Annotated in this window: 20 protein-coding genes; 8 read left to right on the plus strand and 12 right to left on the minus strand. The window is 38.6% G+C overall.

The window, feature by feature from the left end:
- Positions 1-129: 129 nt before the first annotated feature.
- The 6 genes from J3U68_RS09515 to def form a co-directional block, all read right to left on the minus strand.
- Positions 130-1,401, minus strand: a complete 1,272-nt coding sequence (locus J3U68_RS09515) for a sigma-54-dependent transcriptional regulator (RefSeq protein WP_267376405.1) — start codon at positions 1,399-1,401, stop codon at positions 130-132.
- Position 1,402: 1 nt separating this feature from the next.
- Entirely contained in the window at positions 1,403-3,499 is a 2,097-nt protein-coding gene (locus J3U68_RS09520; protein ID WP_267376406.1) for a sensor histidine kinase, read from the minus strand.
- Positions 3,500-3,503: 4 nt separating this feature from the next.
- Positions 3,504-4,100: a DUF4390 domain-containing protein gene (locus tag J3U68_RS09525; RefSeq protein ID WP_267376407.1), complete on the minus strand. Its 597-nt coding sequence runs from the start codon at positions 4,098-4,100 to the stop codon at positions 3,504-3,506.
- Positions 4,066-5,319 carry a 16S rRNA (cytosine(967)-C(5))-methyltransferase RsmB gene (gene rsmB / locus J3U68_RS09530; RefSeq protein WP_267376408.1) on the minus strand — a complete coding sequence of 418 codons (1,254 nt, stop codon included), beginning with the start codon at positions 5,317-5,319 and terminating at the stop codon, positions 4,066-4,068. The genes J3U68_RS09525 and rsmB overlap by 35 nt, the downstream gene beginning before the upstream one ends.
- Positions 5,316-6,257, minus strand: coding sequence for a methionyl-tRNA formyltransferase (gene fmt / locus J3U68_RS09535; protein ID WP_267376409.1), 942 nt, complete (start codon positions 6,255-6,257; stop codon positions 5,316-5,318). Before fmt ends, rsmB begins: the two co-directional genes overlap by 4 nt.
- A gap of 71 nt (positions 6,258-6,328) precedes the next feature.
- Entirely contained in the window at positions 6,329-6,832 is a 504-nt protein-coding gene (gene def, locus J3U68_RS09540) for a peptide deformylase (protein WP_267376410.1), read from the minus strand.
- Positions 6,833-6,989: 157 nt separating this feature from the next.
- On the opposite strand from def, the gene J3U68_RS09545 reads away from it, so the two are divergent.
- From J3U68_RS09545 to J3U68_RS09570, 6 genes are all read left to right on the plus strand, one after another.
- Positions 6,990-8,252, plus strand: a complete 1,263-nt coding sequence (locus J3U68_RS09545; RefSeq protein ID WP_267376411.1) for a LysM peptidoglycan-binding domain-containing protein — start codon at positions 6,990-6,992, stop codon at positions 8,250-8,252.
- Between the two features lie 1,169 nt (positions 8,253-9,421).
- Positions 9,422-10,153: an MtnX-like HAD-IB family phosphatase gene (locus J3U68_RS09550; RefSeq protein ID WP_267376412.1), complete on the plus strand. Its 732-nt coding sequence runs from the start codon at positions 9,422-9,424 to the stop codon at positions 10,151-10,153.
- Between the two features lie 43 nt (positions 10,154-10,196).
- Positions 10,197-11,018 (plus strand): alpha/beta hydrolase, encoded by an 822-nt coding sequence (locus J3U68_RS09555; RefSeq protein ID WP_267376413.1) that lies wholly within the window; start codon positions 10,197-10,199, stop codon positions 11,016-11,018.
- 30 nt (positions 11,019-11,048) lie between these two features.
- Positions 11,049-11,405: an EamA family transporter gene (locus tag J3U68_RS09560; RefSeq protein ID WP_267376415.1), complete on the plus strand. Its 357-nt coding sequence runs from the start codon at positions 11,049-11,051 to the stop codon at positions 11,403-11,405.
- A complete protein-coding gene (locus J3U68_RS09565; RefSeq protein ID WP_267376416.1) occupies positions 11,405-11,812 on the plus strand; it encodes a DMT family transporter in 408 nt (135 codons plus the stop codon). The genes J3U68_RS09560 and J3U68_RS09565 overlap by 1 nt, the downstream gene beginning before the upstream one ends.
- Before the next feature lie 27 nt (positions 11,813-11,839).
- Positions 11,840-13,030 carry a DegT/DnrJ/EryC1/StrS family aminotransferase gene (locus J3U68_RS09570; RefSeq protein WP_267376418.1) on the plus strand — a complete coding sequence of 397 codons (1,191 nt, stop codon included), beginning with the start codon at positions 11,840-11,842 and terminating at the stop codon, positions 13,028-13,030.
- Here the strand turns inward: J3U68_RS09570 and J3U68_RS09575 are convergent.
- Genes J3U68_RS09575 through J3U68_RS09585 form a run of 3 tightly spaced genes read right to left on the minus strand, consistent with a single transcriptional unit; the run spans position 13,027 to position 16,452 of the window.
- Positions 13,027-13,902, minus strand: a complete 876-nt coding sequence (locus J3U68_RS09575; protein ID WP_267376419.1) for an arginase family protein — start codon at positions 13,900-13,902, stop codon at positions 13,027-13,029. The two genes, J3U68_RS09570 and J3U68_RS09575, sit on opposite strands and share 4 nt — an antisense overlap.
- Positions 13,902-15,014: a GNAT family N-acetyltransferase gene (locus tag J3U68_RS09580; protein WP_267376420.1), complete on the minus strand. Its 1,113-nt coding sequence runs from the start codon at positions 15,012-15,014 to the stop codon at positions 13,902-13,904. Before J3U68_RS09580 ends, J3U68_RS09575 begins: the two co-directional genes overlap by 1 nt.
- A 22-nt stretch (positions 15,015-15,036) precedes the next feature.
- The gene (locus J3U68_RS09585; RefSeq protein WP_267376422.1) at positions 15,037-16,452 is read right to left on the minus strand and encodes an aspartate aminotransferase family protein; all 1,416 of its coding nucleotides are present in this window, start codon (positions 16,450-16,452) and stop codon (positions 15,037-15,039) included.
- 375 nt (positions 16,453-16,827) lie between these two features.
- On the opposite strand from J3U68_RS09585, the gene J3U68_RS09590 reads away from it, so the two are divergent.
- Together J3U68_RS09590 and ppk2 are read left to right on the plus strand one after the other, a co-directional pair.
- Entirely contained in the window at positions 16,828-18,012 is a 1,185-nt protein-coding gene (locus J3U68_RS09590) for an MFS transporter (RefSeq protein WP_267376423.1), read from the plus strand.
- A gap of 156 nt (positions 18,013-18,168) precedes the next feature.
- Positions 18,169-19,050 carry a polyphosphate kinase 2 gene (ppk2, locus tag J3U68_RS09595; RefSeq protein ID WP_267376424.1) on the plus strand — a complete coding sequence of 294 codons (882 nt, stop codon included), beginning with the start codon at positions 18,169-18,171 and terminating at the stop codon, positions 19,048-19,050.
- Positions 19,051-20,064: 1,014 nt separating this feature from the next.
- On the opposite strand, the gene J3U68_RS09600 is transcribed toward ppk2, so the two are convergent.
- From J3U68_RS09600 to J3U68_RS09610, 3 genes are all read right to left on the minus strand, one after another.
- Positions 20,065-22,287 carry a glycosyltransferase gene (locus tag J3U68_RS09600; RefSeq protein ID WP_267376425.1) on the minus strand — a complete coding sequence of 741 codons (2,223 nt, stop codon included), beginning with the start codon at positions 22,285-22,287 and terminating at the stop codon, positions 20,065-20,067.
- A 60-nt stretch (positions 22,288-22,347) separates the two neighbouring features.
- Positions 22,348-23,301: a class I SAM-dependent methyltransferase gene (locus tag J3U68_RS09605; protein ID WP_267376426.1), complete on the minus strand. Its 954-nt coding sequence runs from the start codon at positions 23,299-23,301 to the stop codon at positions 22,348-22,350.
- Between the two features lie 827 nt (positions 23,302-24,128).
- The gene (locus tag J3U68_RS09610) at positions 24,129-24,854 is read right to left on the minus strand and encodes a 16S rRNA (uracil(1498)-N(3))-methyltransferase (protein ID WP_267376428.1); all 726 of its coding nucleotides are present in this window, start codon (positions 24,852-24,854) and stop codon (positions 24,129-24,131) included.
- Positions 24,855-25,638: the final 784 nt, after the last annotated feature.

Raw genomic sequence — 25,638 nt, forward strand, 5'->3', positions numbered from 1 at the left:
GTAACCTTAACGTCTATGCCATGCTAAATCAATGTTTTATTGGAATATTCCTTTGAAAAATTCTCCAGTTAGTATGAATGAAATTAATACTATCCTTTTTATGTTTTTATTTAAGTCTAACTCTGCCAGTTATTTTTCGGTTTGACGGCGGGTAAACTGGATTCCAAGTTGCTTGAGCTTACGGTAAAGATGGGTTCTTTCTAAGCCAACTTTTTGAGCAACTTTGCTCATATTGTGACCTTCGTGCGCAATATGGTATTCGAAATATCTTCTTTCCAGATTTTCTCTTAGTTCACGCAATGGTAGATCAAAGTCGAATTTACCCACGTTTTCCAGTGGCTGTTGATGGGTAAACTGGTTAAGTATGCTGTTGACGGCTTTAACATCTACTTCGTTATTCTCAGCCGTAAGCATTAAACTTTTTACGATATTGCGCAGTTGTTCCAAATTTCCCGGCCAATTGTATTGGCGTAATTCGTTTAGGGCTGCTGTGGTAAATTTTACAATCGGAATCTTTTGACTTTCTGCCAGCTCGGTGGTGATTTGTTCAACCAGAAATACCATATCGTCCAGTTGCGCACGCAGCGGTGGAATAGCAACGATTAATGATGATAGGGTATGCAAAAGTTTGTTATCTTGCAGCGTGTCGCTCATCATTTCTTTGATCGGGCGACTGCAAATACATATCACTCGGGCGTTATAGCGGTCGGCTTTGGTTAGAAGAAAGCCAATGCCTTGTTGGGTACTTTTCCCATACTGAGAAATGTCACCCAGATAAAGTATGCCATTGCTGGCTTTTTGCAAAAGTTCGATCGGTGCATCAACTATCTGGTCAATTTGACTGGGCTCAATCCAAGGGGTGCCACTTTTATGAAGCGCCCGAGCCACCAGTTCAAAAGGTGATCCCATTTCGCCAGTCAACAATACCGGAGAACTGAACCGAGCGATTTGCTCTAATTGTTGATTCAATTCTTTGATAACCTGACTGTGACCAAGTTTGTCTAGGGACAGGTTAGACGCTGCCTGCATTTGCCCATATTTGAGAGCACGGTCAACTGTGCTAAGTAGTTTTTGCAGGGAAATGGGCTTTTCCAGAAAGTCCAATGCCCCGATTTTAGTAGCCTCAACGGCGGTATCGATACTGGCATGGCCGCTCATCATCACCACTGGCATGGTCAGCTGTCCGGATTTAGCCCACTCTTTTAATAGGGTAATTCCATCGCAATCTGGCATCCAGATATCCAGCAATACCATTGCCGGACGGGTTTGCTGACGCAGCTGGCGAGCAGTATCTGCATTCTCGGCAACGGTGACGGTATAGCCTTCATCCTGTAATATTTCTGATAATAGATCGCGGATGCCTACTTCATCGTCAACAATTAATATATCACTGCTTCGCATTTCAATTCACCTGTGAGGGTAACGTTATTTTGATACAAGCCAGCTCGGTTTCCTGATTACTGATCTGGATCCGTCCACCATGTTCTTCAATAATCTTTTTAACTACCGATAATCCCAAACCTGTACCACTGGGTTTATCGGTAACATAAGGATCAAATGCATGTAATAGCATTTCCTGACTAAATGTTTTGCCGTTATTGCTTACGTAGAAAAGAATATGTTCGTTATGTAATTCCGTTGTTACGCTAACAGTGGGGGCGCTATCTGATGCTGCAGCCTCCACAGCATTTTTGAACAAGTTATGGATAACTTGTCGCATTGCACCGCTGTCTGCATTCACAATCATTTCTATCTTACTCAAATTGACCTCAAATGTACAATTACTACCTTCATATAGGACTAAAACTTCACGAATAAGTTCATTTAAGTCAAGATAAGTTAAGTTAAGTTGTGGTGCGCGAGCATAATTGCGAAAGGTTTCTACCATATCTTTCATGGCTGAAACCTGCCGAATAATGGTGTTGGTTGCTCGGTTTAGAATCTGGGCGTCCGATTCGTTTAGTTTATCATTTAATTTCCAGGCAAGTCTTTCTGCTGAAAGCTGAATCGGAGTGAGTGGATTGCGTATTTCATGTGCTAGACGTTGTGCCACTTCGCCCCATGCTGCTTCTTTCTGCGCACTGACTAAGGCAGTTACGTCGTCAAATACTAACACTGTTCCGCCGCCACTATCTGCAGGGAGGGGGGTAGCTTTACCTAAGAGAATAAGGGTTTCATCTTTATGGTTGTAAGTTATTTGTACTGATTTGGTTTGATATTCGGTAGCCAGTATCTGTTGGAATACTTCGGCTAACATGGCCATTTGTGGACTGTTGTGTTCAGCCAGTTGGCTGATGCTGTATCCCATACAAGGGCTCAAGCTTTGTCCCAGTATGTTTTCTGCCATTACGTTGTAGGTAATAAGGTTACCCTGTGGATTGAGGGTGACGACGCCGGTGGTTAGACTGTTGAGAATATGCTCCAGATAATGACGTGCCGCTTCTTGTTGGCTACGAGCATGCCTGAGTTGGGTGGTCATGTGATTGAAAAGTTCGGTCAGTTTGCCGAGTTCATCTTTTCCATAGATGGTTTGCTGCACACTCAAATCCCCTTTGGCTACTGCGCGAGCACCTTCTGCCAGTGAAAGAATGGGGGCGACAAAACGACGAGCGAAATATAAAGCCACCAATAAAGCCAAAATAATTGCCAGCAGCGTCGCCATTAATAAGGTGGCCAGAAAGAAGGTTTGAAGGCTTTCTTTGGTAAAGCTTAGCTCTCCATATTTGGCATGGGCGGCTTCAATCAAGGTGGCATCTCTGGCCACTTTGCTGGAAACAGGTTGACGGAAAAAGAGTGCTTTGTCGTTATGACCACTAGGATCAGGAACGAATAACCAACCCTGCGAATAAAGTATGTTATTGATGCTTTCCAGTTCACGCACCGAACCACTGTTGCGAAGTTGATTAATGGCTTCGGTGCTGAGGCTGGCAACAGGTAAATGATTCGGATTGTGCTCTACAAGAGGTTTATTCGTATTGATATTTTGAATTTGAAGTTGGCTGAATGGTATATCTTCAGCGTAATTTTTTAATACTGGGGTTAATGGCTGCTGCAAGCTACTGGCGGCAATTAAAGCGATTTGAATGTTGGTGGCACGACTAACGCTATTATCCAATTCGTAATCAAGGGCAGATTTACTTAAACTGAGGCTACGATTGAGGGCTTCTTCGGTATCATTGCCAAACCAAGAATGAATACTGTGAGAAATAAATTGTGCAGACACACCAAACAAAAAAATACCGGGTAATATGGCAACCAGAGTAAACATGGTGGCCAAGCGTACGGCGATTCTGGAACCAAATTCATGGCGATGGCGGCTTTGCAATAATTTCCACCAGTATGCACCAACCATCAGAACCAAAGCGATAAGGAGCAGGGAAGCAAAACCAAATGCAATCCAAAAATATCCTGATAGAAAGCCAGTATTACCTGTAGCAACGGTCAACACATACAAGGTGACGACGCAAAGTACTACCAGTATGAAAATAAACCGACTCATTGTCTTATTCCGCATTGATGATCAGGTGATGCCAGCCAGAATCAAGCTGCCAACTGTGCGAAGTCAAAGCATTGATTTGAAAAGGCTTGGGTAATTGGCTGATACTCAGGCTTAAACGTACATCCGCACGTACTTCTTTGGTGGTAGCTCCACTTAGTGCGCCTTTATTCAAAACTCGCCAATTGGCTACAGCACCAATTGCTTTCAGCGCGGTATCGAGGCTGTTGTATTCTGTAGAAAAGGTTGGCCCCATACTGACACGGTATCGACCAGTCAATGGGTGGTAGGTCAGTTTAAACTGAATGAGATTATCCCCACCAATAAGATTATTAATGCGGTTACGATAAGAGGCTAGAGTAGGCGCGTTCAGTTGATAATTTAGGTCGAAATTGAGCGGTACTCCCTGATTGAGTGCTTGTTTTAGTTGATCAGGTAATTGTAGATTGAAGCGACTATTAATCGAAAGCTGACCGTTACTGGTAATGGTAGCTTGTGCACGAATGGTGCTAATGCCTTCTGCCTGTACTACTGTGATGTACAGGCAGAGTACGAAGGCAGCAAAAAGACTAAGTTTTGTCGATAAGCGCGTAGAAAAAGCCATCTTGTTTGCTGTTAGGTAACAATATTTGTGATTGACGTTCGCGTGCATCCGAATGCCGAGCTAAAAACCGCGCCAGTTGCTGCTGGTTCTCTTCAATAAAAATCGAACAAGTTGCCAGAAGCATGCGTCCACCCGGTTTGAGTGTCTGCCATAAGCTATCTAGAAGGGCTTCTTGCTGTTGGGCAGTTGTACTGCTGTCATGCGGTTGGCGCAACCATTTTATATCCGGATGTCGTTTTGTGACACCCGAAGCAGTACAAGGCACATCGGCAAGAATGGCATCAAAAGCCTGACCATCATACCATGACTGTAGGTCTTTTGCGTCAGCACATTGCAGATGAGCGTGAAGTTGGAGACGTAGTAAGTTACTTTCTACACGTTCAAGCCGTTTGGGATCGATATCTAATGCGGTGACGTCGCAGTCAGCCCACTCCAGTATATGACCGGTTTTGCCTCCCGGAGCAGCACAGGCATCCAGTATTCGTTCTCCTTGAAGAGGATTGAGCAATGCTATGGCTTGCTGGGCACCATAATCCTGTACCGAGACATGTCCTTCAGCAAATCCGGGCAGATTTTGTACGTTAACCGGTTTATCCAGCATAACGCAATGAGAATCCAGTATTTTAGCGTCAATATGTACGGTGTTTAACATCGCCAGATATTGTTCGGCATTGCTGTAACGACGATTGATGCGTAAAGTCATTGGTGGATGTTGCATGTAGGCGTTAACAATATTATGCCAGTACTTTGGATATTGTTTTTTCAGGTAATCAAGCCACCACTGCGGTAGATTATAACGTGCTACATGGTGTTGTTCAGCCGCAGCAACTAAAGCATCTTGTTCTCGCAGAAAGCGACGTAAAATAGCATTGGTCAATTTCTGATAGCGTCCGCCGTGTAGCCGACGAGCATAATCAACAGCTTCATTGACCACAGCATGGGGAGCATTTCGGGTAAAAGCAAGCTGGTATAAGGCAACAAATAATAGGTGCTGAATTTCAGCAGCGGGTAGCGTTTTTGTCATTTGTCGCACTAATTGCTGTAATAAACCCAAGTAGCGCAAGCTGCCGTGGCTTAAGGCCTGGAGAGTGGCTTTATCTGCCCCAGTCAATTCTGGATGTTGGAGTGAAACGCGTGTCAAAACTTCATTTAGATTATGTCCATCTAACACTTCGCCAATACTTTTAGCCGCGAGTTGCTGAGCAAGAGCCATACTCATGAATGTGACTCCGCAGAGGGAAAAATAGTGCCGATAGAAAGGGCATTGCCGGCTTGAAATGCATTGACCGGCATGGCTTTACTGCCAGCTTTCTGAAGTAATTCAATACTTAGCGCTTTGCTGCCACATGCAACAATCAAGTGATGCTCATCACTTTGAACAATGGTACCTGGCTGACCTGAGCCTTCAACGACCTGAGCGCGCCAAATTTTTAAAGGCTTATCCTGCCACAATGTCCATGAGCCGGGTACAGGGTTGAATGCTCGGATCTGACGGTTAATTTCATCTGCCGAACGGTGCCAGTTTATTTGAGCTTCTGCTTTGGACAATTTATGAGCATAAGTCACCCCAGTTTCAGGCTGAGAAATGGGTTTTAATTGATCCAAATGTTGTAAATTTGCAACAATTGCTTTAGCTCCTAACGCCATCAAACCATCATGTACCTGTGCAGCTGTATCATTTTCTCCAATAGGATATAAATGACGACTAAGGATGGCACCGGTATCCAATCCGGCATCCATTTGCATGATACAGATACCCGTTTCGCTGTCACCAGCTTCAATAGCACGCTGGATTGGCGCTGCGCCGCGCCATCGTGGCAACAGTGAAGCGTGAATATTCAGACAACCATAGCGTGGTATGGTTAAAACAGATTGAGGCAGCAACAATCCATAAGCAGCCACAACCATTACATCCGCTTGAATCGCTCGTATATGTGCTTGTATTTCAGGATCTTTTAAAGAGGTGGGTTGTTGAATATCCAACTCTAATGACAAAGCTAATTGCTTTACAGGGCTGGATTGTTGTTTCATGCCGCGTCCACTTGGACGGTCTGGCTGAGTCAGTACCAGTGGTACATCAAATCCAGCAGCCACAATCGCTTGCAGGGATGCAGCAGCGAAATCGGGTGTGCCAGCGAAAATAATGGAAGGCTTCATGCTGTTGATCCAAAATGCATTTTGATTAAAGATAAGAAAAATTTAGCTGTTTGAATGGATAAGCATTTAACTTACATTCTTTCGCGCGCACGCTTTTTCAGCTTGGTTTTTATGCGGTTTTGTTTTAATGACGAAAGATATTCAACAAAGACTTTTCCGGCTAAATGATCTAACTCATGTTGAATACAGATGGCCAATAAACCGTCTGCTTCCAGTACGAATTTTTCGCCATGCTCATCATAAGCTTCAACAGTTACCCGCTCTGCACGATGGACTGTTTCATAAATCCCAGGCACAGACAAGCAACCTTCTTCAAATTCAGTATCACCTTCTTTATGAGTAATCACTGGGTTAATGAAAACACGTAACTGATCACGTTCTTCAGACAAATCCATGACCACAACTTGTTTATGTACATTGACCTGTGTAGCAGCCAAGCCAATACCACGCGCTTGGTACATGGTTTCAGCCATGTCTGCAACTAAAGCAAGAATTTTGTCATCGAATTCTTCAACAGGTTGCGCAATGGTATGTAAACGCTCATCAGGATATTGTAAAATGTTTAAGAGTGCCATTTTGTTTCAAAATTCCTTCTTTGATGTGACAACACTATATGATGGCGATTGCGAATTTTTAAAGATTATCGATAGAGTTTCAGGTAAACTGCCTGCAATTCTCTTATCATGATTAACAAATCATACTAAAATAGCATTTTAGCTAAGGATACTTTACATGCATAAACACATTATAACCCTGCTGTGCACTTTAGGTATGGTGTTATCTATGCCAGCTATGGCCAAAAAGCTCACTTTACGTCCAGATGCACCGGAACAATATGTGGTGAAAAAAGGTGATACTTTATGGAGTATTTCCCGCAAGTATCTCTATAGCCCTTGGCAGTGGCCACAATTATGGGGATCAAATCGTTCCCAAATTAAAAACCCACAGAAAATTTACCCAGGACAGATTCTAACATTGCGTTATGTCAATGGTCAGCCTCGGCTGGGATTTGTTGATAATAATATTCCTACCATCAAGTTAAAACCACAAGTTCGTGATATCGCTGCTGGTTATGGCATCAGTACCATCAATGTAGATTATTACCGTATTTTTACCCAGCATCCACAAGTCATAGATCAACTACAAACCAAAAACGCACCAAGGTTGGTTACCGGACCGGATAATCGGTTGATCTATTCTCCTGGCGATCGTGTCTATGCTGATCGTACATTGGAACCAGGTCGGTATCTGGTTTATCGTGCCGATCGTGATGTGGTTGATCCAGATACGCATAAGTATCTTGGTCAATTAGTACGCTTTACCGGTGAAGTGGCGACGCTGGCCAACAAAAACAGTGCTTTGCAAGAACGTAGCGCGAAAGATGAAAGTGAGTTGCCTAACGATGAGTACTACACTCGCTTACATCCATTAATTAAAGTGCCTACGCGCACAGCACAGCCGCTAATAGTGACTAAAGTGGTTTCAGAAATCACTGATGGTAATTATCTATTGAAAATTACCGATGAGCGTGATCCATTACAGATGATGCCACATGCTCCAAGTAAACAGATCCGAGGTAAAGTTATCTCTATAATGGATGGTGTTCTGGAAGCTGGTACTTTCCATACGATTATTCTTAATTTAGGTGCGAAAGATGGAATTGATAAAGGCACAGTGGTTAGTCTGGTCAATAAAAGAAGAAAGATCAAAGCCGATCCTCCAAGAGATGCTGACAGCAAAAGCGGCGTGATCAAATATCTGAGTATTCCGGCAGAAGAAGTCGGTCTAGCACTTGTTTACCGAGTTAGTGAGAATTTATCCTCTGCAATCATCATGAGTTCAACGAAATCTGTAGCTGTGGGTGACCTTGTTATGAATCCTGGCCACGATCTGGATGATATATCTGAAGACTCTAGACATGTGCCGAATGAACCACAGGATTCGCATGAATCATCAAGACTTCAGGGAGATACACGCTCCAATATCGATATCTAGAGCATATTCAATTTAATGGGATAAATTAACTGCAAAATCCTTTATTTTTTGATTGATATATGGTCAAGTGATGAGAACCGGATCTAACTTTGCTTAGATCCGGTTTTTTTATCTTGCTGCAATTGAATACATGACATGCAAAAGATTTAAATGGGAAAGAAAATAGAGAAGAGGACCAAATTAAACTTGGGGAACAGAATATGTCTCAGTAATCCTAATGTCTGATGGCAAAGTCAAAATGCCAAAGATGTTAATCATCCATAATGGTGCAGTAACTGAAAAAAAATAATAGCCATTCATATCAGTATTTTTGCCAATGGTGGATTCTTTGAATAAAGATGATTAAGGGGGAAAATCTACCATTGGCTTTATTCAACCATACCCAAACAGTCTAAGAGCATCCATGTTGCATTGATATCCCTCTTTCAAGCAATAAGATTGACTTAAACGTTGTTGGAAAGCTTAGTATCCAATAGTAGGGCTGGATTAACTAACCAATTTTGCGGAAATTTTTAGGCATCAAAATACCGTAACTTCGTCTGAATATCATCAATGAGCCTTTTCTTAAAGTATCTAAAAATAAAACCAAGGGTAGTTAAACTCTCAGCTATATATAGAGTAAATAAGTGTAAATATTGAATAACTTATTAATTAATATGTTTATTTTGATTGAAAATCTTAATCAAAGCTTTATTTAATAGCAGAAAAAATTGCTTTTGGAAAATCCATGAGACACGCTAAGTTTATATCCCAAGCGAAATGATTTAAAATAATAAGTTCGGTTTTAATTTTTAGATTTATCAATAGATTATTTTTTGCATCCTTATTCCGAAATGCCGTGGTGCAAATATTGTTTTCCAGTATGCAGTACTCACTCTAATTACTATCTGAATCACTCTATTCAGATATAGAGTTGCTTGTAGAAAAGTATTTTGTATGGAATGCAGTTAATCAGCGTGTTATGTTTATCGCATATTTGATGATGCTGTTTTTTTAGGAAAAGTTTAATGTTGTCGATTGAAGAATTAATATGCTAAATAGTTAATTCTTTGCTGGCATTTATCCACTGGGATAAATCTAATTTACTATTTTCAACCCTTTGGGGTTCAAAAAATCTGTTAATTAAATGCATACAATAAGCTTTTATTGTATAGATTACTTGGTAAACTATGACTTATTTTGTACCTGTTGAAGAAATTAAATTTTGCCATAAAGAATTCTTTGGTGGCAATAATTTATATCAGGACATTGTATTGTGTGACTTCGATGGAACCATCAGTGAAAAAGATGTCACTGATACTTTATTAGACCATTTTGGCAATGAAAAATGTGAGCAGCTTGAACAGCAATGGCTCAATGGCATTATTGGCTCACGAGAGTGTATGCAGCTGCAGATTGCCAATATGACTGCCCGCTTATCGGAACTGAATGAAGTTTTGGCACAAATTAAAATTGATCCAACTTTTGTAGACTTTGTGGATTTTGCTCAAAGGCAAAACTTAACTGTTCATATTGTCAGTGATGGATTGGATTATGCGATACAATCTATTTTGAAACGCTATAAACTTGATTTTTTACCCGTCTATGCCAATAAGTTGCTGTATGACGGTCAACAAAACTGGCAACTGCAATTTCCATATGCCAGTAGTGACTGTGTGAAAGCCAGCGGTAATTGTAAGTGCCAGCATCGTCGCCAATTATCTGATTACAGAAAAGTATTTTATGTTGGTGATGGAACTTCAGATTTTTGTGTGGCTGATAAAGTAGATTTGGTTTTTGCTAAGGATAAACTGATTGAATATTGTCAGCAGCATCAACTTCCATTTCAACCTATTGGTGCATTTAGTGATGTACTTACTATATTACCCAATTTGATTAATGCAGAATCAGTTTACAGTTGAAAATGGGTGCGTTCACACTTTAATAAAAAAATGATTTCTTATTATGATTCAAGATTGTTCTTATTTTTTAAAAGGTAACCGCAATGGAGTGCTGTTGATCCATGGTTTAACCGGTACGCCGAATGAAATGCGCATTATTGCCAGAGGTCTAAATCAGGCAGGCTTTACCGTCTATGCTATGCAACTGGCCGGACATTGTGGCGATGAGGCAGATTTATGTCGCACAACCTGGCACGATTGGTATGCAAGCGTAGAACAGTCAGCTAAGTTTTTGCAGCAGCATGTTGATCATATATTTGTGGCTGGTTTATCCATGGGTGCGCTTTTATCGTTAAAACTGGCTGCTGATCATCCGCAAATGATTAAAGGTGTCGGGGTCTATGGCGTAACCTTTACTTATGATGGTTGGTCAATGCCATTTTGGGCAAAGCACCTTTTTTTCTTACTGACATGGCTGAAAAAACTACATCTGTTTCAAAAAACTTCATTTATTGAAAAACCACCTTATGGTTTGAAAGACGAACGCATTCGTGCGACTGTATCAGCCAGTATGTTCAGTGGGGATAGTGCCAGTGCTGGACTAGCTGGTAATCCTTTTCCAGCCCTGGCAGAAATGCAGTGGCTGGCCAAAGAAGTGCGCCGGCAATTACCTCAAGTGACCGCACCTTGTCTCATTATGCATTCCGGGCATGATGATATTGCCAATATTCAAACCAATGCCCGTTTGGTGGAAGAAAATGTCAGTGGACCAACCAAATTCATCGTATTAGATGATAGTTATCATCTCATTACCATTGACCGTCAGCGCCGTGAAGTGATTAACGAATCGGTCAAATTTTTTCAAAATATTGTTCAGTCAGCCTGATTTAACCGAAATTTTAAGGAAACCGCCTTCATGACGCTGATTGTTTTTATTTTATGGCTCGCTAATATCTGTTTTGACACCTTGGGTCAAACAGCATTCAAATATGCAGCAATAGCTCCTAATAATCGCGATGGTTGGTATTACTGGGTAGATTTATTCCGGAATTATTGGTTATGGATTGGCATTGGCTCTTATGTGGCTGAGTTTTTATTGTGGCTGGCTTTTTTAAGTCAGGTGCCCTTGTCCCAAGGAATATTGCTCGGTTCCATTAATATTATCGTACTGATGCTGGTAGGCAGAGTTCTCTTCCAAGAAAAACTAACTCGATTCCGACTGATAGGCATGTTTTGTATCACTATAGGCGTTGTCTTGGTAGGAGTATCCTAATGCGTAAATTTTATCTGATTGGTTTTGCACTCCTACTGTTGTTTGATACCATCGGGCAGTGTAGCTTTAAATTAACGGCTAACCATGCTCAACCTCTGATGGCTAATATGGAGTGGATTATGCGCGTATTTACCCAGCCTTGGGTATATATTGCAGTGCTGGGCTATATTGGCGCATTTTTTACTTGGATGATTTTGCTGAAAAAAGCGCCTGTTGGTCCTGCATTTGCCGCTTCACATTTAGAGGTCGTGACAGTGATGTTGGTTTCCGCTTTTCTATTTCATGAACACATCACCATAACTAGAACAATAGGTGCAATTTTTGTCGTAGCTGGGATTCTATTTTTGGCTTTTGCTGAGAAACAATTGGTTCAGAGTGAGGCAGACAACCATCACGATCCTGTATAACTCTATTACATACGGGTAAAAGCGCATATGCTTAAACGCTATTATGAAAATCCCCCTACCGCCGGTTTGCCAGTTAAATGGCGAGATTGGCTGCCTAATAGCCAGTCTTTAGCCAACGTAGCCAGTCATTTTCTGCATTTGCCAGATGTCGAAATTACCTGCTCTGGCACCGCAGCTTTGGTCATCATTTTAAGCAGTTTGGCGCAGCAATATCCACAGCGTAAGAAAGTTATTGTGCCTGCTTATACTTGTCCTCTGGTTGCCTTAGCGATTCATCATTGTGATTTACAAATACAATTATGTGATTTGCAACCTGATAGTATCGATTTAGATATCAAGCATTTGGCTACCATGACTAATGAAGAAGTGCTGGCGGTGATTCCAACCCATCTTGGAGGGCGTGTAACTGATGTGCAATCTGTAAAGCACGTGGTGCAGCCATACCAGATCAGTGTTATCGAAGATGCAGCGCAAGCCTTAGGTGCTGATGTGGGGCATCATGGCGATGCTGTTTTGTTTAGTCTGGCAGCAGGCAAAGGCCTCACCATGTTTGAAGGTGGTCTATTTTCATCACCTCATCCGAACTTACGTGCTCAATTTCGTACTACTGCCAGCAAATCTTTACCGTGGCAATGGAAATGGGAATTAAGGCGAATTATTCAGCTATTGGGTTATAGCGCGTTATACAATCCCTATGGTTTGCATTTTGTTTACGGTCAGGGAAGGCGTAAAGCTTTACGCCAGCAGCAATGGATTAGTGCTGTGGGAGACGATTTTGATTTTGCTATTCCAATGCATCAGGTCAGCCGTTGGCGTCAATATGTCGCTGTTAATGCATTTGCTCGCTTACCAGCTTTTTTAGCCTTGTTGCAACAACAAGCACAACAACGATTACAACAATTGGAAACCATTAACGGCGTACAGGTTATCCAGGATAAATATGCAACTGGAGTTTGGCCTTTTTTAATGTTGTTATTGCCGACCACTCAGCAGCGTGATGCAATTATGGCGAAGCTGTGGCCTAGCCCTTTAGGCGTGACTCGTCTGTTCATCCATACATTGGCACAATATGATTACTTGCAGTCGATCGTACCTCATAGCGCTGTGCCCAATGCACAGGATTTTGCTGCACGGATGTTAACCATTACCAATAGTCCTTGGTTAACCGATTCTCAATTTGAACAAATATGTGAGGTCATTCAGACAGAGGTAAGCTAATGAGCACTCAAGGCATTCAATAACTGTAAATTAACTTTATGATGTTGTGCTTGCCATTGTGCCAAAGTTTCTGCTGGAATCTCTTCTTGTTTATCCATGGCACTCAACAACCGTTTAAGTAAACTGGTATATTGCCATTGCGACACTTCACCAGTGATATCACTGCCAATAATACGTTGCTTCAGAGCACCGATCACAGTCAGGATATCATCCAATTGCATCCGTCCTTGATCCCAATTGGTTTGTACCACATCCTTACTCAATACATCCTTATCGATAGATATATAGACCGGTTCATGACTTGTCTGCTGGGCTTGTATGAACGCTTGAATTAAATCGGTTGGTGAAGAAAACCTTTGAAACGCTTTGCCTAAACCGATTTTATCAGCCCAGCTTACATCAACGTCCATACTCCAATAAGTCAATTTATTAAGCCATAACGGTTTAAGCCGATTTTCCCAACTATGTGCTAACCCAATATCATTCGAGGTAATCCCCAAGACATGTACATGACTAACAAAAGGCAATTGAGCAACATAGCTCACCCATGATCCGCAATGAATCCCAAATAAATAACGCATATTGTCGGGATGATTATCGAAAACCACAATTTGAATCGGTTTATCAGTACTAAAAAATTTTTTCAAGCGTTGAATAAGATATAACGAAATGTGGTGATAATCTCCACTGCCCAGTAAAACCGTTCCATAGCGATCTGGTAATTTATGGTCTAACTCGGTAGCTAATCGAAGAAATTGAGATTTGTAGCAGCCGAAGCGAATAGCTTCCTGCCACTGGCCCAACTCAATCGTCAAAGCTTCATCATCATGTCCAGCACTTTGATCGAAATCTAAAACCACCGTTTTATTCATTATGAACGTTTTTCCTGATTAGATGACTTACTGGTATTATTCTGCCAATTTTTATCTTGTTCGAAACGATTACTGATTTTCTTCAAAATCATTCTTAGCAGCGGATTACGAACATATACCATATGTTTCGTAAAAGTGAATCGTGCTCCCAGTGAGGCTTTAACCTCAGGATCAGTCCAGCCAGCTACATAATAGGCCAGACCTTGATTTTTAGCATAAGCCAAATTATAGAACCAGCTCACAAAATAAAGATTCAAATCACGTGCCAGCGGATAACTGAAACCTATATACTTATCAATCAGCATATTGTTTACAATAAAACAGATGTTATAGCCAACCAATTGTTGCTGATGGTGATAAGTAATCACTCGAGCCTGATTTTTTTCATCTTGCAATAATTGAATGAAGAATTCCTTAGTCAATAAATCAAAATGAATTTCACTCTGATGATAGACATTCAAATAAAGCTGATAAAAATTATCTAGAACTGCCGGATCAAAAAAGCACTCGTTACCACTATGCAGACAATTTATCTCAAGAGATTGCTGCGATTTCAATTTGCGACGGAAATTTTTTCTACGCTGATAGGATAATCTGCTTAAATATTCATCAATATCAGCAAAATCTATCGGTACCCAAGCCAGTGCTTGTCCCTCAACTTCAATAAAATCCTGATTTTGCAGTGCTTGAATCACAGCAGCAGAATATTGATTGGCCTGCTCTGATAACAAAGGAGATTGTTGCGGAATATCCTTGACAATCAACAGCGGTGCTTTAGCCGTATAGTGCTGTTTGATTTGTGCAGCGAGTTGTTCGGGTGATAGCTCAGCAGTAAAAAGTGCGTATTCAGATACCGTAGTACCAATGAAAATGGTGTATGGCTTAAGTAAATTTTTCCACTTATTAAACAGAGGAAGACCTTTGACTTTAACTTGTAAATTATGGTCGGCCGTGGTGAGTAAATCAAAACGCGCGGCGAAGGCGGGTACTTCGTTCTGAATAAGCCAGGAAGTGAAATCCTGCGGAGGGAAAGTCAGAAAATTATCGACTAATTCATCTGGTTCGAGTTGAGTTAAATATTTCATAGCGTCCTGTAAAGGAGACTGAAGCAAATCAGTCTCCTTATTGCGTGACTTAAGCGTTTAATTCTTTTTTAGCACGCGTAATTAACTGATCCAGTAACTCAATACCCTGATCAATTTCTGCTTTGCTGATGTGTAGAGAAGGAGCAAAAGTGATTACATTTTTATAATAACCACCAATATCTAACACCAGCCCCATTTTTTGACCGTTCCAGTCCAAGTCTCCAGACATACCGATATCAACCATTTTATCAACCAAAGCTTTATTCGGCGTAAATCCGTCTTCAGTACAGATTTCAGCACGTAATGCCAAACCCAAACCATCAACTTCACCGATTTCCTTATGACGCTGTTCCAGCGTTTTTAGACCTTCAAGGAAATATGCACCACTTTCCATGACCATCGATTCATAATCCGTTTCGGCCATCATTTTAAATACTTCCAATCCCACAGCAGTGCCTAATGGATTAGACGCAAAAGTAGAATGAGTAGAACCTGCAGAGAATATTTGCGGATTAATTAATTCTTCCCGTGCCCATAAGCCGCCTAGCGGATTCAAACCGTTAGTCAACGCCTTGGCAAATACCAACATATCCGGCTGCACATCAAAATGTTCAATGGACCAAAGTTTGCCGGTACGATAAAAACCCATCTGAATTTCATCTACAACCAGTAAAATTCCATACTGATCTAGAACCTTCTTCAGCCCTTTAAAATAATTGCGAGGCGGAACAATATAGCCACCCGTGCCCTGCAACGGTTCCACATAAAAAGCCGCATACTCAGCTTGACCAGCTTTAGGATCCCAGACCCCATGATATTCAGTCTCAAACAAGCGCGCAAAATCTGCGACCAGATGCTCACCATATTCTTCTGCAGTCATTCCTTTGGGACGTCGGAAAGGATAGGGGAAAGGAATAAACATCGCCCTATCACCAAAATGACCATAACGGCGGCGGTAACGGAAACTAGATGTGATAGATGATGCACCAAGAGTACGCCCGTGATATCCACCTTCAAAAGCAAACATCAATGTTTTACCATTTGAAGCATTCCGAATAATTTTCAGCGAGTCTTCAATACATTGAGAACCACCAACATTGAAATGCACCCGACCATCCCGACCAAATTTCTCTTTCATATCTAAAGCAATGGTTTTTGCCAGTTCAATTTTAGTTGGGTGTAAATACTGACTCGCACATTGTGGTAACGTATCAATCTGTTGCTTTAACACAGAATCCAGCCGTTCATTTGCATAGCCAAAATTGCAGGCTGAGTACCACATCTGCAAATCTAAATAAGGCGTACCATTCTTGTCATACATATAGCTGCCTTCGCAGCCGTCAAAAATTTTAGGTGGGTTGACATAGTGTACCGTGTCACCAAAAGAACAATACTTAGCTTCATCAGCCAATAACGCTGCATCGTCAGGACGATTTTTTAGCGTTTCTGCACAAGGCTTACTCATCATTAAATCCATTCATCTTAAATAAAATAGCTCGTAAAATATAGCAACCAATTAATAACATTATATCGCGTTAAATGATTCAAAACGAAATTAAGAAATATTTAAACCCAACTATACTCAATATCATGCTAACCAGGATAACCCTAATAAAGAGCGCAAAAATGTAAAATGCCATCTCTATTGTGGAAACATATTGCATAGAATTATTAATTCCATCAAAACCGTACCTCTGCCTGATCATTACAGATGGAAAATATATAATCAATAAATATATGTAAATTAAGAGTAATTTTACCAATATTGATTTGTCAGATGGAATAAATACCGCTAAAACCAGCCATAATAGCATTGAAGAATCAAATGACAGGTATTGCCATGAGTTCCGTAAACAACCAAATAAAGCATCCACATTGGCTATTATTTGCCCTTGCAGTGGGTGGTTTTGCCATTGGTACAACCGAATTTGCAACCATGAGCGTCTTACCCTATATCGCTCAAGGTTTGCATATTAGTGAACCTAAAGCTGGTCACCTAATTAGCATTTACGCCATTGGTGTTGTAATTGGCGCACCTTTAATCGCCGTATTTGCAGCCAGATTCAGTCGTCGCAGCCTATTATTAATACTCATGGCTTTCTTTGCACTTGCTCACCTTGGCACCATGTTGGCCCCTAATTATTACAGCATCATGCTATTTCGGTTTTTAAGTGGCTTACCCCATGGTGCCTACTTTGGAGTAGGGGCATTAGTGGCTGCCGCCATGGTTCCACCAGCCAAACGAACACAGGCTGTTGGTCTCATGATGATTGGTTTAACCATCGCCACAACCATCGGTGTACCTTTAAGTAGCTGGTTAGCTCAAGCCGTAGGCTGGCGCGTAATCTTTTTGATTGTGGCAGTCTTGGCAGCTGTGACCGTTATCTTGGTCGCTCTATTTCTACCTACTTCTAGCATGCGCGGTGGTGCCAGTAATGCTTTACGAGAACTCAGTGCGCTGACTAATCGACAAATCTGGTTGACATTGGCTATTGGTGCAATAGGATTTGGTGGTATGTTCGGTATATATGCCTACATGGCTTCTGCCTTGGAAAATATAACCGGTTTGTCGACCAAAATCGTTCCGCTAGTCATGTGTTTATATGGAGTAGGGATGACGCTAGGGAACATCATCATTCCGCGATTAGTAGGTCGTCATGTTATGTTAGGATTAGGCTGGTTACTGGTCTGGTCTGCAGCCATGCTGGCTTTATATCCCTTCGCGCTACATCATCCTTATTGGGTTTGCATTCAAGTCGTTCTTATTGGCATGAGTGGTGCAGTCGGTACACTATTACAAATACGCTTGATGGATGTGGCCAAAGATGCTCAAACACTTGCTGCAGCACTCAACCACAGTGCATTCAATGCTGCCAACGCCTTAGGTCCTTTTCTGGGTGGATTGACCATCAATGCGGGCTGGGGATGGGCAAGTACTGCCTGGGTTGGTGTAGCTCTGGCTATCATCGGTCTGATTGTCTGGTGGTACACCTTAAGAGATGAGCGTAGAGAAAGCAAAGAGTAAGTGCAACAGATCTTAGAACAATTATTCCACCCGCGTAAAAGATAAATGTAAAAAATTAACCATCATTAATAAATATTGATAATATAACTATGCTATGAAAATAGTAAATCGTCAAAAAATGACTTGCCAAACAAATATTTATTAAAGGAGAGAATAATGGCTACAAACGAAGACGAACAAACAGGTGTCATTATTCAGTCAACAGAATCAAATGCAACAAATAGTGACCATAAAATAGATCCCAGCAAAAAGCATAAAAAGCAAAAAAAACTGTCTAAAAAGAAATATTACAAAGAGTTGGAAAAGCTCCAAGGTGAGATGGTTGCCCTACAGGAATGGGTGAAAGCCACGGGACAAAAAATCTGTATCATCTTTGAGGGTCGTGATGGAGCAGGAAAAGGAGGAGCAATTAAAGCTGTCACCGAACGAGTGAGTCCTCGTGTTTTTCAAGTGGTGGCTTTACCGGCACCAAATGAACGCCAGAAAACACAAATGTATATGCAACGCTATATTCCTTTGCTACCCGCAGCAGGCGAAGTAATTATCTTTGATCGAAGCTGGTATAACCGTGCTGGTGTGGAGCGAGTAATGGGTTTTTGTACCGAGCAGGAAAGCAAAGAATTTCTTGAGGTTATTCCGTTTATGGAAAAAGCCATCGTTAATTCCGGCGTCATTTTGCTGAAATATTGGCTTGAAGTAAATATGGAGGAACAGAGAAAACGCATGCTAGGTAGAATTAACGACCCGCGGAAAATTTGGAAACTGTCTCCGATGGACATCAAATCTTATAGTCGTTGGTATGATTATTCTCGTGCGAGAGACGAAATGATTATGTCCACAGATACCTCCTGGGCTCCATGGTTTGTAGTCGATTCGAACGATAAAAAGAAAGCACACCTAAATATTATTCGTCATATACTTAGCGAAATCCCCTATAAAAAAACACCACATAAAAAAGTAGAGTTGCCCAAAAGACAGGAAAAGGGTGATTACCAAGAGCCTAACTATCCTTATCGTTATATTCCGCAAAATTATTAAATAAATTTTTGCTCTAAGGGCAGGCTGTGAAAGCAATACACCAAATCCTTTACATTACAAGGAAGATATTGTTATTGCAGCAGTTAAGATATTTTGCATATAGTTCGATTCTGATTAACTTTTGTTGATTGGATAGATTTTCTTAAATATTATTCGTTTGCGGTCAATAGCTAAAGAATTTAGTTATGACCGCAAAACATCGATGATTTAACATGAAAATATTTTAATATCCTTAAAATCAAAGCTGATTTGATCAATGTGTTAAATATTATATTCAAAATAAATCTAAACTAAAATTAGTTAATTAAACCAATGAAACAAGACAACTGTTTAAAAATTCGCCTAATCGTGGATAATTAGTATTTATATCAATGCAACGTTGAAATGATTGCTGATAGCGAAGTAGAAATAAGTGGTGATATTAATATATATTCTGGAAGGAATTTAATGAATTATACAAAAACAAAAAATACTTAATAAGAATATGGCAAATAATTTTAACAGACTAATTAAAGTGAGTAATTTGAGAAGAGTTAATATTTTACATTTAAATTAAGGTCTTATTCGTAAAGAAAAAAATTAGATAATTTAGTATTCTAGTACAGAGTCTCCTATACTTTATAACATGGTGGGAGTGCACGTCATATGTATTTTCCTAGATCCTCTGTGTTTACATATAAATGTCTGGTTAAATCATTAATTAACTGTATTTAGGAGGTTCAGATAACACTTAAATACGTTTGAGAAGAAGCTGTGTATTGACTTGCAATATTATTAACATAAATTAATCTCAATCTATTTAATTTTCAAAATTAAAGGCGAAAGAAAAAAATTTACCTACTCAATATAGAATGTATTTAAAGTATATCTTTATAACTCCTTAAATATTTCCCAATACCAATATAACAATTCAAGTTCCTAAAAATGCATTAGTTATTAAATTATTTATACCTTAAAAAAAGTATAATAACCTAATGAGTGGAATTCCTCTAAATCATGATATTTCTGCACATATTAAACACGGTCTCGGTTATGAGATATCAAATTATAAAACAGGGATTCAATCTTTTTGGCAAAGATACCTGTAGTAAATTTCTCCTGAAAACGTTCCCGTCCTAACTCTCCAAATTTATGACGAAGATCTTCATCAATTAAAAGTTTTTCGATAGCTGCCTTTAGGGCTTGTGCATTATCAGGAGGAACAAGTAATCCAGTCTTTTGATCATCAATAACTTCAGGAATACCACCTGCCGTAGTTCCAATACAAGGCTTTCCAAAGCGCATTGCTTCAATATAAATTAAACCGAAGCTTTCATAGCGACTAGGAGCGACAAAAATATCACAGTTTGCATATAAACACTCAAGTTCCCCATCATTAACATATCCAGGAAAATTAATGCGTGACAACCATGGCTTGCCACCATGTTTTTCTAAAAATATTTCTTCATAAGTTTTACCATCTTTTGATGGTAAGGTTTTATCTCCAACACAAACTATCTCTAATTGAGGAAATTCCTCCATTAATTCTGGAAGTATTTCAAGTAATAAATCTATACCTTTACGATGTTCAAACCTACCAACATAAAGCAAATTCACTTTGTTAGAATCATTTTGTTCTGATGGTGAGATAGTTGTATATGCTTCAGATACACCAAAAGGTATTATACTTAGTTTTTCAGGATTGAAATGAAGTTGATATGCTTTTTCGGTATCTTGTGCTATAGCGTTTGTACTGGATAAAACATGAGAAACGTGTCTAAGAGCCCAACCTTCAGCCTCAATCATTTTTAGCACGTGATTATGATAAAACTCTTCGTTAGATTTCCATTCAGCCTTAGATTCTTCCATGAGCTTGTAATTCGTCACTAAATACATTGCTGTAGGGTATTTTTGTGAGGCTATGATGGCAGCCATATCCAGATCCCATATCGTACCAATAACATAATCAAATTGACGGTATTTATTGACACGATTCAATTCAGCTAAAATCTTTCCTGCGTTCTTTTTTGGCCCTTCAGGCATATCTGGCATATTGGGGGGTAATTCAATATCAACACTATCATCTTGAGGTAGCCGGTGTACCCAAACGCTATTTTCAAAATCTACAGTGTGTCCACAACCATTATCAGCTTGGGTAATAACAGTGATTTCATGCCCTAGCTTTGCAAGTTCAATTGCAAGATTGTATATGAATACAGCCACTCCACCGCAAGGGCGTGGTGGATAAAGAGCAGTCACAAAAGCAAGGCGAAGTCTTTTATTAGAAGGAATTTTTCGAGGCAGATTTAAAAAAGTTGTTTTTTCAAATTCTCCTATAAGCTGGCGTGGCGTATGAGCAAAAGCATCGAATAAGCCCTTACGGTATCCCTCTTCAATCTCTTTAATCAAAGAATCAAATTTAGATTTATCAATAAAACCATTTTTAAAATAAATTTCAGTTTCATTTCGTCGGTTTTGTAACTCTTCCCAAATAAATTCTAATTTTTCAGACATTGGTTTATGAGGCGACATATTCTTTAATATGTAGTAACAAGTACTTTTTATAACCTCAAACCAAGACTGAATAAAATTTTTTTTATTACGTATATGGCTAGGTGCGTATTTATGATGAACCTGAGCATCAGGAATTATTTTAACATCATATCCAGCGTCAATCATTCGAACAATTACATCTGTTTCATCAAGATAATAGGCGTATTCTTCATCAAATCCACCAACTTCTAAAAGTGCAGATCTTAAAAAAGATGAGTTAACTCCAATTAATGCAACAAAATTGTCTGCTCCTGGTTTAGCTACTGGTAATTTTGTTTCATCAGAAATAAGTGTTTCAGATCTTGAATTTCTTGAACTAATAATATATTTAGTTTGAAATTCTACACCAGTGTGGTTTCTTACCCACCCACCAGCAGCTCCAACCTTAGGATTATCATATGCTAACGACAAACTATCTAACCAGTCAAATTCAGGAATACCATCATCATCAGTAAAACAAATTATGTCTCCGCTGGCATTTTTAATGCCAATATTTCTCGATTTACTTAGATTAGCTTCATTGCATTTGCATATTTTAATTTTGTCTTTCCACTCTTTATTTAAATATTCGAATGTACCATCTGTACTTGGTCCATCAACAACTATAACCTCTAATTCGGGATAACGAAGTAATTCGATAGCGTGTAGAGATATAGATAAAGTTTTTAATCTGTTATAAGTACAAATTACAAGCGATATTTTCATAAATTTGCCTCAATTAAAATATATTTAATCAGCATAAATTTCAAGTTTCAAAAATATAAACTATTTTGTTGCGTGAATTTCAAATTCAAAACATAAACCGTTTCTTCGACCTTCAGCGATTAAATCAACCTTAGAAAAACCTACTTGTTTTAATAATTCTATTGTTGATTCTGAAGTCAGCATATTGAAATGGAAGTCACCATCATACTCTTGAGAACCATACATAACTTCACGAAAATCATCATAAGGTATCTCACCCATATAATAGGCATTTATCATTGCTTGGGCATCAGGCGCTAACACAATTAGTTTTCCATCTTCTTTAAGTAATGAAAACCAATGAGGAAGAATACTATCAGTTAACTCATAAAGCGTAAAATGCTCAATTAAATGAGATGCATATATTGTACTGATAGAGTTTTTTTCAAATTCTAAACTTCCTGCATCAGCGACAATATCAATATTAGGAAGTTCACGATTATCAATATTAATAAAATCTTCTTTAATTAAATGCCCACAGCCTACGTTCAGATGTAAGTTAGATGCATTTTTAAGTTTATCTTCATTTAAAATTTTAAACTTCTTATGTTGAGAAGAATTCTGAAAATCTACTTTCAATTTTCTTAAATTCATTTGCAATTCAAAAAAAATTTCTTTACGAATAAATTCTATTCTATCTCGAATATCTTTATTTTGAATTTTTATATTACTCAAATCTATGTCGAGGGATTTTAAATTACGATCTACACACGTAACTTTATCTTTATATTCTTTTACCTCGTGCAAATGATTGGATAAATTATCTAATGAATTATTCATTCCAAAAATCATTGCACCAATTGCATCTACCATTCTGAGGTTTTTTTCTTCCATCTGTTCTAATTGATTTGTTAAGTTTATTATTTGGCTCTTTAGAATATCTAAATTTTCCTTTGTTTGAGGTGTTTTCCAAAGCGCATTTGGCAACTTGATAAGTCGTTTAAAAATATGTTTTATTTTTTTTTCGAATCTCATAATTGTACCCAATGCTGAAAGGATTTATAAATTGGCAATGAAAAAACGCTATACACTATTTAATAAACTTAATACTCTAGTATTTGTAAAATACTAGAAGGGGTTAAATCAAAAAATAACAAAACCAAGAAGTTATTTAAGCTAACTTTACATAATTTGCTTATTAGAGTCAAATAATTAATTACCTTTTATTTATTAATTAATTAAATATATTCCAAAATAAATTTGACCTAATGCATTAATGGATTTAGTCAGACAAAAACTTAGATAAACATAGTGAATCCAAAAAAATATTTAGGTACTATTATACTTTAATTACATAGAACATTTTTTTATTAACTGTAATGTATCGTTAAAAATATCGATCTATATCATTTTATTTGACCTTTCAGCCATGTTTAATTCTTAGAAGAACTGTATTACTTAATTGAACCACAACAAAAATAAACGATATTAAGTATAGTATCGATATAAATTTTCCGCTCATACAAAATATAAATTTATCTTAGGCGTAAATTAATTGTGCTGAAGTATTCAATATATAATAGTATAATCAATAGATTCTAAATTTATACTATGGCTTATTTATAATTAGCATTTAGACATTTCGAATGAAATTCTAAAAAACGATCTTGAATTTATTATCAAGAAACGAAGAAATAGATTGTGCTAGAAAGACTTATTCTATTTTTGTACAAAAAAATGTTTCAAGATTATCAAATGACTTAATATAGTAAAAAGATATGATTTATCAAATTTCTTAGATATAGATAAGTTAAGATTTATGTTCGCTAAAGTATTAGAATTTTTCTATCTTAATTCTATAATTACCTCGCGAAGTCACCCCACAATATCTGCATGGCAGAAATAGCTGCTAATGAAGCTGTTTCCGTGCGTAAAACACGTGGGCCCAAACTAATGGCTTGAAAACCATGTTCTATTGCCAACTGTTCTTCAGTTTTAGTTAACCCACCCTCTGGTCCTATTAATAACGAAACCGACTGTGGTTGTACAAGTTGATTTAAGGCTTTAGGTTGGTTCAGGCTCATTAATAGTTTTAAATCTGCTGCAGAAGTTAATGTTAAATATTCGGCTAGATTTAGTATCTGACGAATTTCCGGTATTTTTGTCCGGCCACATTGTTCGCAAGCACTAATTGCAATTTCGCGCCATCTTTCCTGTTTTTTTAAAGCCCTTTCATAGTTAAAACGTTGACTACTTCTTTCAGTAATCACCGGTTGTATTGCATTGATGCCTAGCTCGACACTCTTCTGAACGGTTAAGTCCATTCTCTCACTACTAGAAACAGACTGAATCAAAGTCATCTTTAAAGGTGACTCCAGTGAAACCAAATTAGAAGATAATAATCGAACATCGACATTTTTCTTCCCCATTACAATAATCTCAGCCTGATAAACCCTATCCGAGCCATCGAAAAGCTCAATCACATCCCCGGGTTGATAACGTAAAACCTGAACATGACGTACTACCTTTTCCGGTAAAGAAAAGCACAAGTTTAAACTTAAATCGGAAGGTATATAAAAACGAGGCATAAGCGCAAAATCGAAAAAACAATTAATGAAAAAATGCTTAAAGCGCACTACTCACTACTTATTGATAAATAAACCATCAAGCGCTCAATTCGCTCAATTAATTCTAATTTTATACCAAATATCTAAAGTATAATAATCAAAAACAGATATTAATATAGAGTAAATCTTAAATATGGCTTCTATTTGCGCTTATTCATTAATCAAAATGTAGAAAGAAAAGGTAACTATCTCTTAAGCATTTGTTCGCTGAGAAGGCAACTCAGATGCATGAAACATCAGTTTACTAACAAGAATATTTATAGATAATATTTGATGGGATAATAAAAAATGTAATACAACATTATTGGCCATTGGCAAAAAAATAGTATTGATAAAAGATTAGCCACGGTAACAATCCACAATCCTAAAAAACCGACTTTCCCAATTTATCGAAATTTCTCTTTTAATTTAGCCAATCCTCAATAAATGCTCTATTGAAATATCTCAATCATTTCTAAGTTTCACCTTACTCTAAGTTTAAAGATGCCGAAACCATTCTGTTGGAGTAAGATAAAAAATTTTATAAATCAAATATATAAAGAATAAAACAAAAATAAAGCGGAGAAAGAGTTGACATAGAAAATGATGGGGCGTATAGTTCGCCTTCTTCGCTGAAGACGGTCCGAAAAAAACCAAGCAGTTTAAAGTAGAACGCAGTCGGAAGCAACGCTCTTTAACAAACAGATTACCGATAAGTGTGAGTGCGGATAAGCCTCACACTGATTCAGAGAGACAGGATAAAAAT

This window comes from Snodgrassella sp. B3882 (genome assembly GCF_026535915.1).
Taxonomy (GTDB): domain Bacteria; phylum Pseudomonadota; class Gammaproteobacteria; order Burkholderiales; family Neisseriaceae; genus Snodgrassella.

Bases quoted from the DNA above. Each gene is read 5' to 3' on its own strand.
- J3U68_RS09600 (WP_267376425.1), bottom strand. From the start codon at position 22,287: ATGAAAATATCGCTTGTAATTTGTACTTATAACAGATTAAAAACTTTA.
- J3U68_RS09590 (WP_267376423.1), top strand. From the start codon at position 16,828: ATGAGTTCCGTAAACAACCAAATAAAGCATCCACATTGGCTATTATTT.
- J3U68_RS09525 (WP_267376407.1), bottom strand. From the start codon at position 4,100: ATGGCTTTTTCTACGCGCTTATCGACAAAACTTAGTCTTTTTGCTGCC.
- J3U68_RS09605 (WP_267376426.1), bottom strand. From the start codon at position 23,301: ATGAGATTCGAAAAAAAAATAAAACATATTTTTAAACGACTTATCAAG.
- J3U68_RS09585 (WP_267376422.1), bottom strand. From the start codon at position 16,452: ATGAGTAAGCCTTGTGCAGAAACGCTAAAAAATCGTCCTGACGATGCA.
- J3U68_RS09555 (WP_267376413.1), top strand. From the start codon at position 10,197: ATGATTCAAGATTGTTCTTATTTTTTAAAAGGTAACCGCAATGGAGTG.
- J3U68_RS09610 (WP_267376428.1), bottom strand. From the start codon at position 24,854: ATGCCTCGTTTTTATATACCTTCCGATTTAAGTTTAAACTTGTGCTTT.
- J3U68_RS09545 (WP_267376411.1), top strand. From the start codon at position 6,990: ATGCATAAACACATTATAACCCTGCTGTGCACTTTAGGTATGGTGTTA.
- J3U68_RS09570 (WP_267376418.1), top strand. From the start codon at position 11,840: ATGCTTAAACGCTATTATGAAAATCCCCCTACCGCCGGTTTGCCAGTT.
- J3U68_RS09565 (WP_267376416.1), top strand. From the start codon at position 11,405: ATGCGTAAATTTTATCTGATTGGTTTTGCACTCCTACTGTTGTTTGAT.
- J3U68_RS09575 (WP_267376419.1), bottom strand. From the start codon at position 13,902: ATGAATAAAACGGTGGTTTTAGATTTCGATCAAAGTGCTGGACATGAT.
- ppk2 (WP_267376424.1), top strand. From the start codon at position 18,169: ATGGCTACAAACGAAGACGAACAAACAGGTGTCATTATTCAGTCAACA.
- rsmB (WP_267376408.1), bottom strand. From the start codon at position 5,319: ATGAGTATGGCTCTTGCTCAGCAACTCGCGGCTAAAAGTATTGGCGAA.
- J3U68_RS09560 (WP_267376415.1), top strand. From the start codon at position 11,049: ATGACGCTGATTGTTTTTATTTTATGGCTCGCTAATATCTGTTTTGAC.
- J3U68_RS09520 (WP_267376406.1), bottom strand. From the start codon at position 3,499: ATGAGTCGGTTTATTTTCATACTGGTAGTACTTTGCGTCGTCACCTTG.
- fmt (WP_267376409.1), bottom strand. From the start codon at position 6,257: ATGAAGCCTTCCATTATTTTCGCTGGCACACCCGATTTCGCTGCTGCA.
- def (WP_267376410.1), bottom strand. From the start codon at position 6,832: ATGGCACTCTTAAACATTTTACAATATCCTGATGAGCGTTTACATACC.
- J3U68_RS09550 (WP_267376412.1), top strand. From the start codon at position 9,422: ATGACTTATTTTGTACCTGTTGAAGAAATTAAATTTTGCCATAAAGAA.
- J3U68_RS09515 (WP_267376405.1), bottom strand. From the start codon at position 1,401: ATGCGAAGCAGTGATATATTAATTGTTGACGATGAAGTAGGCATCCGC.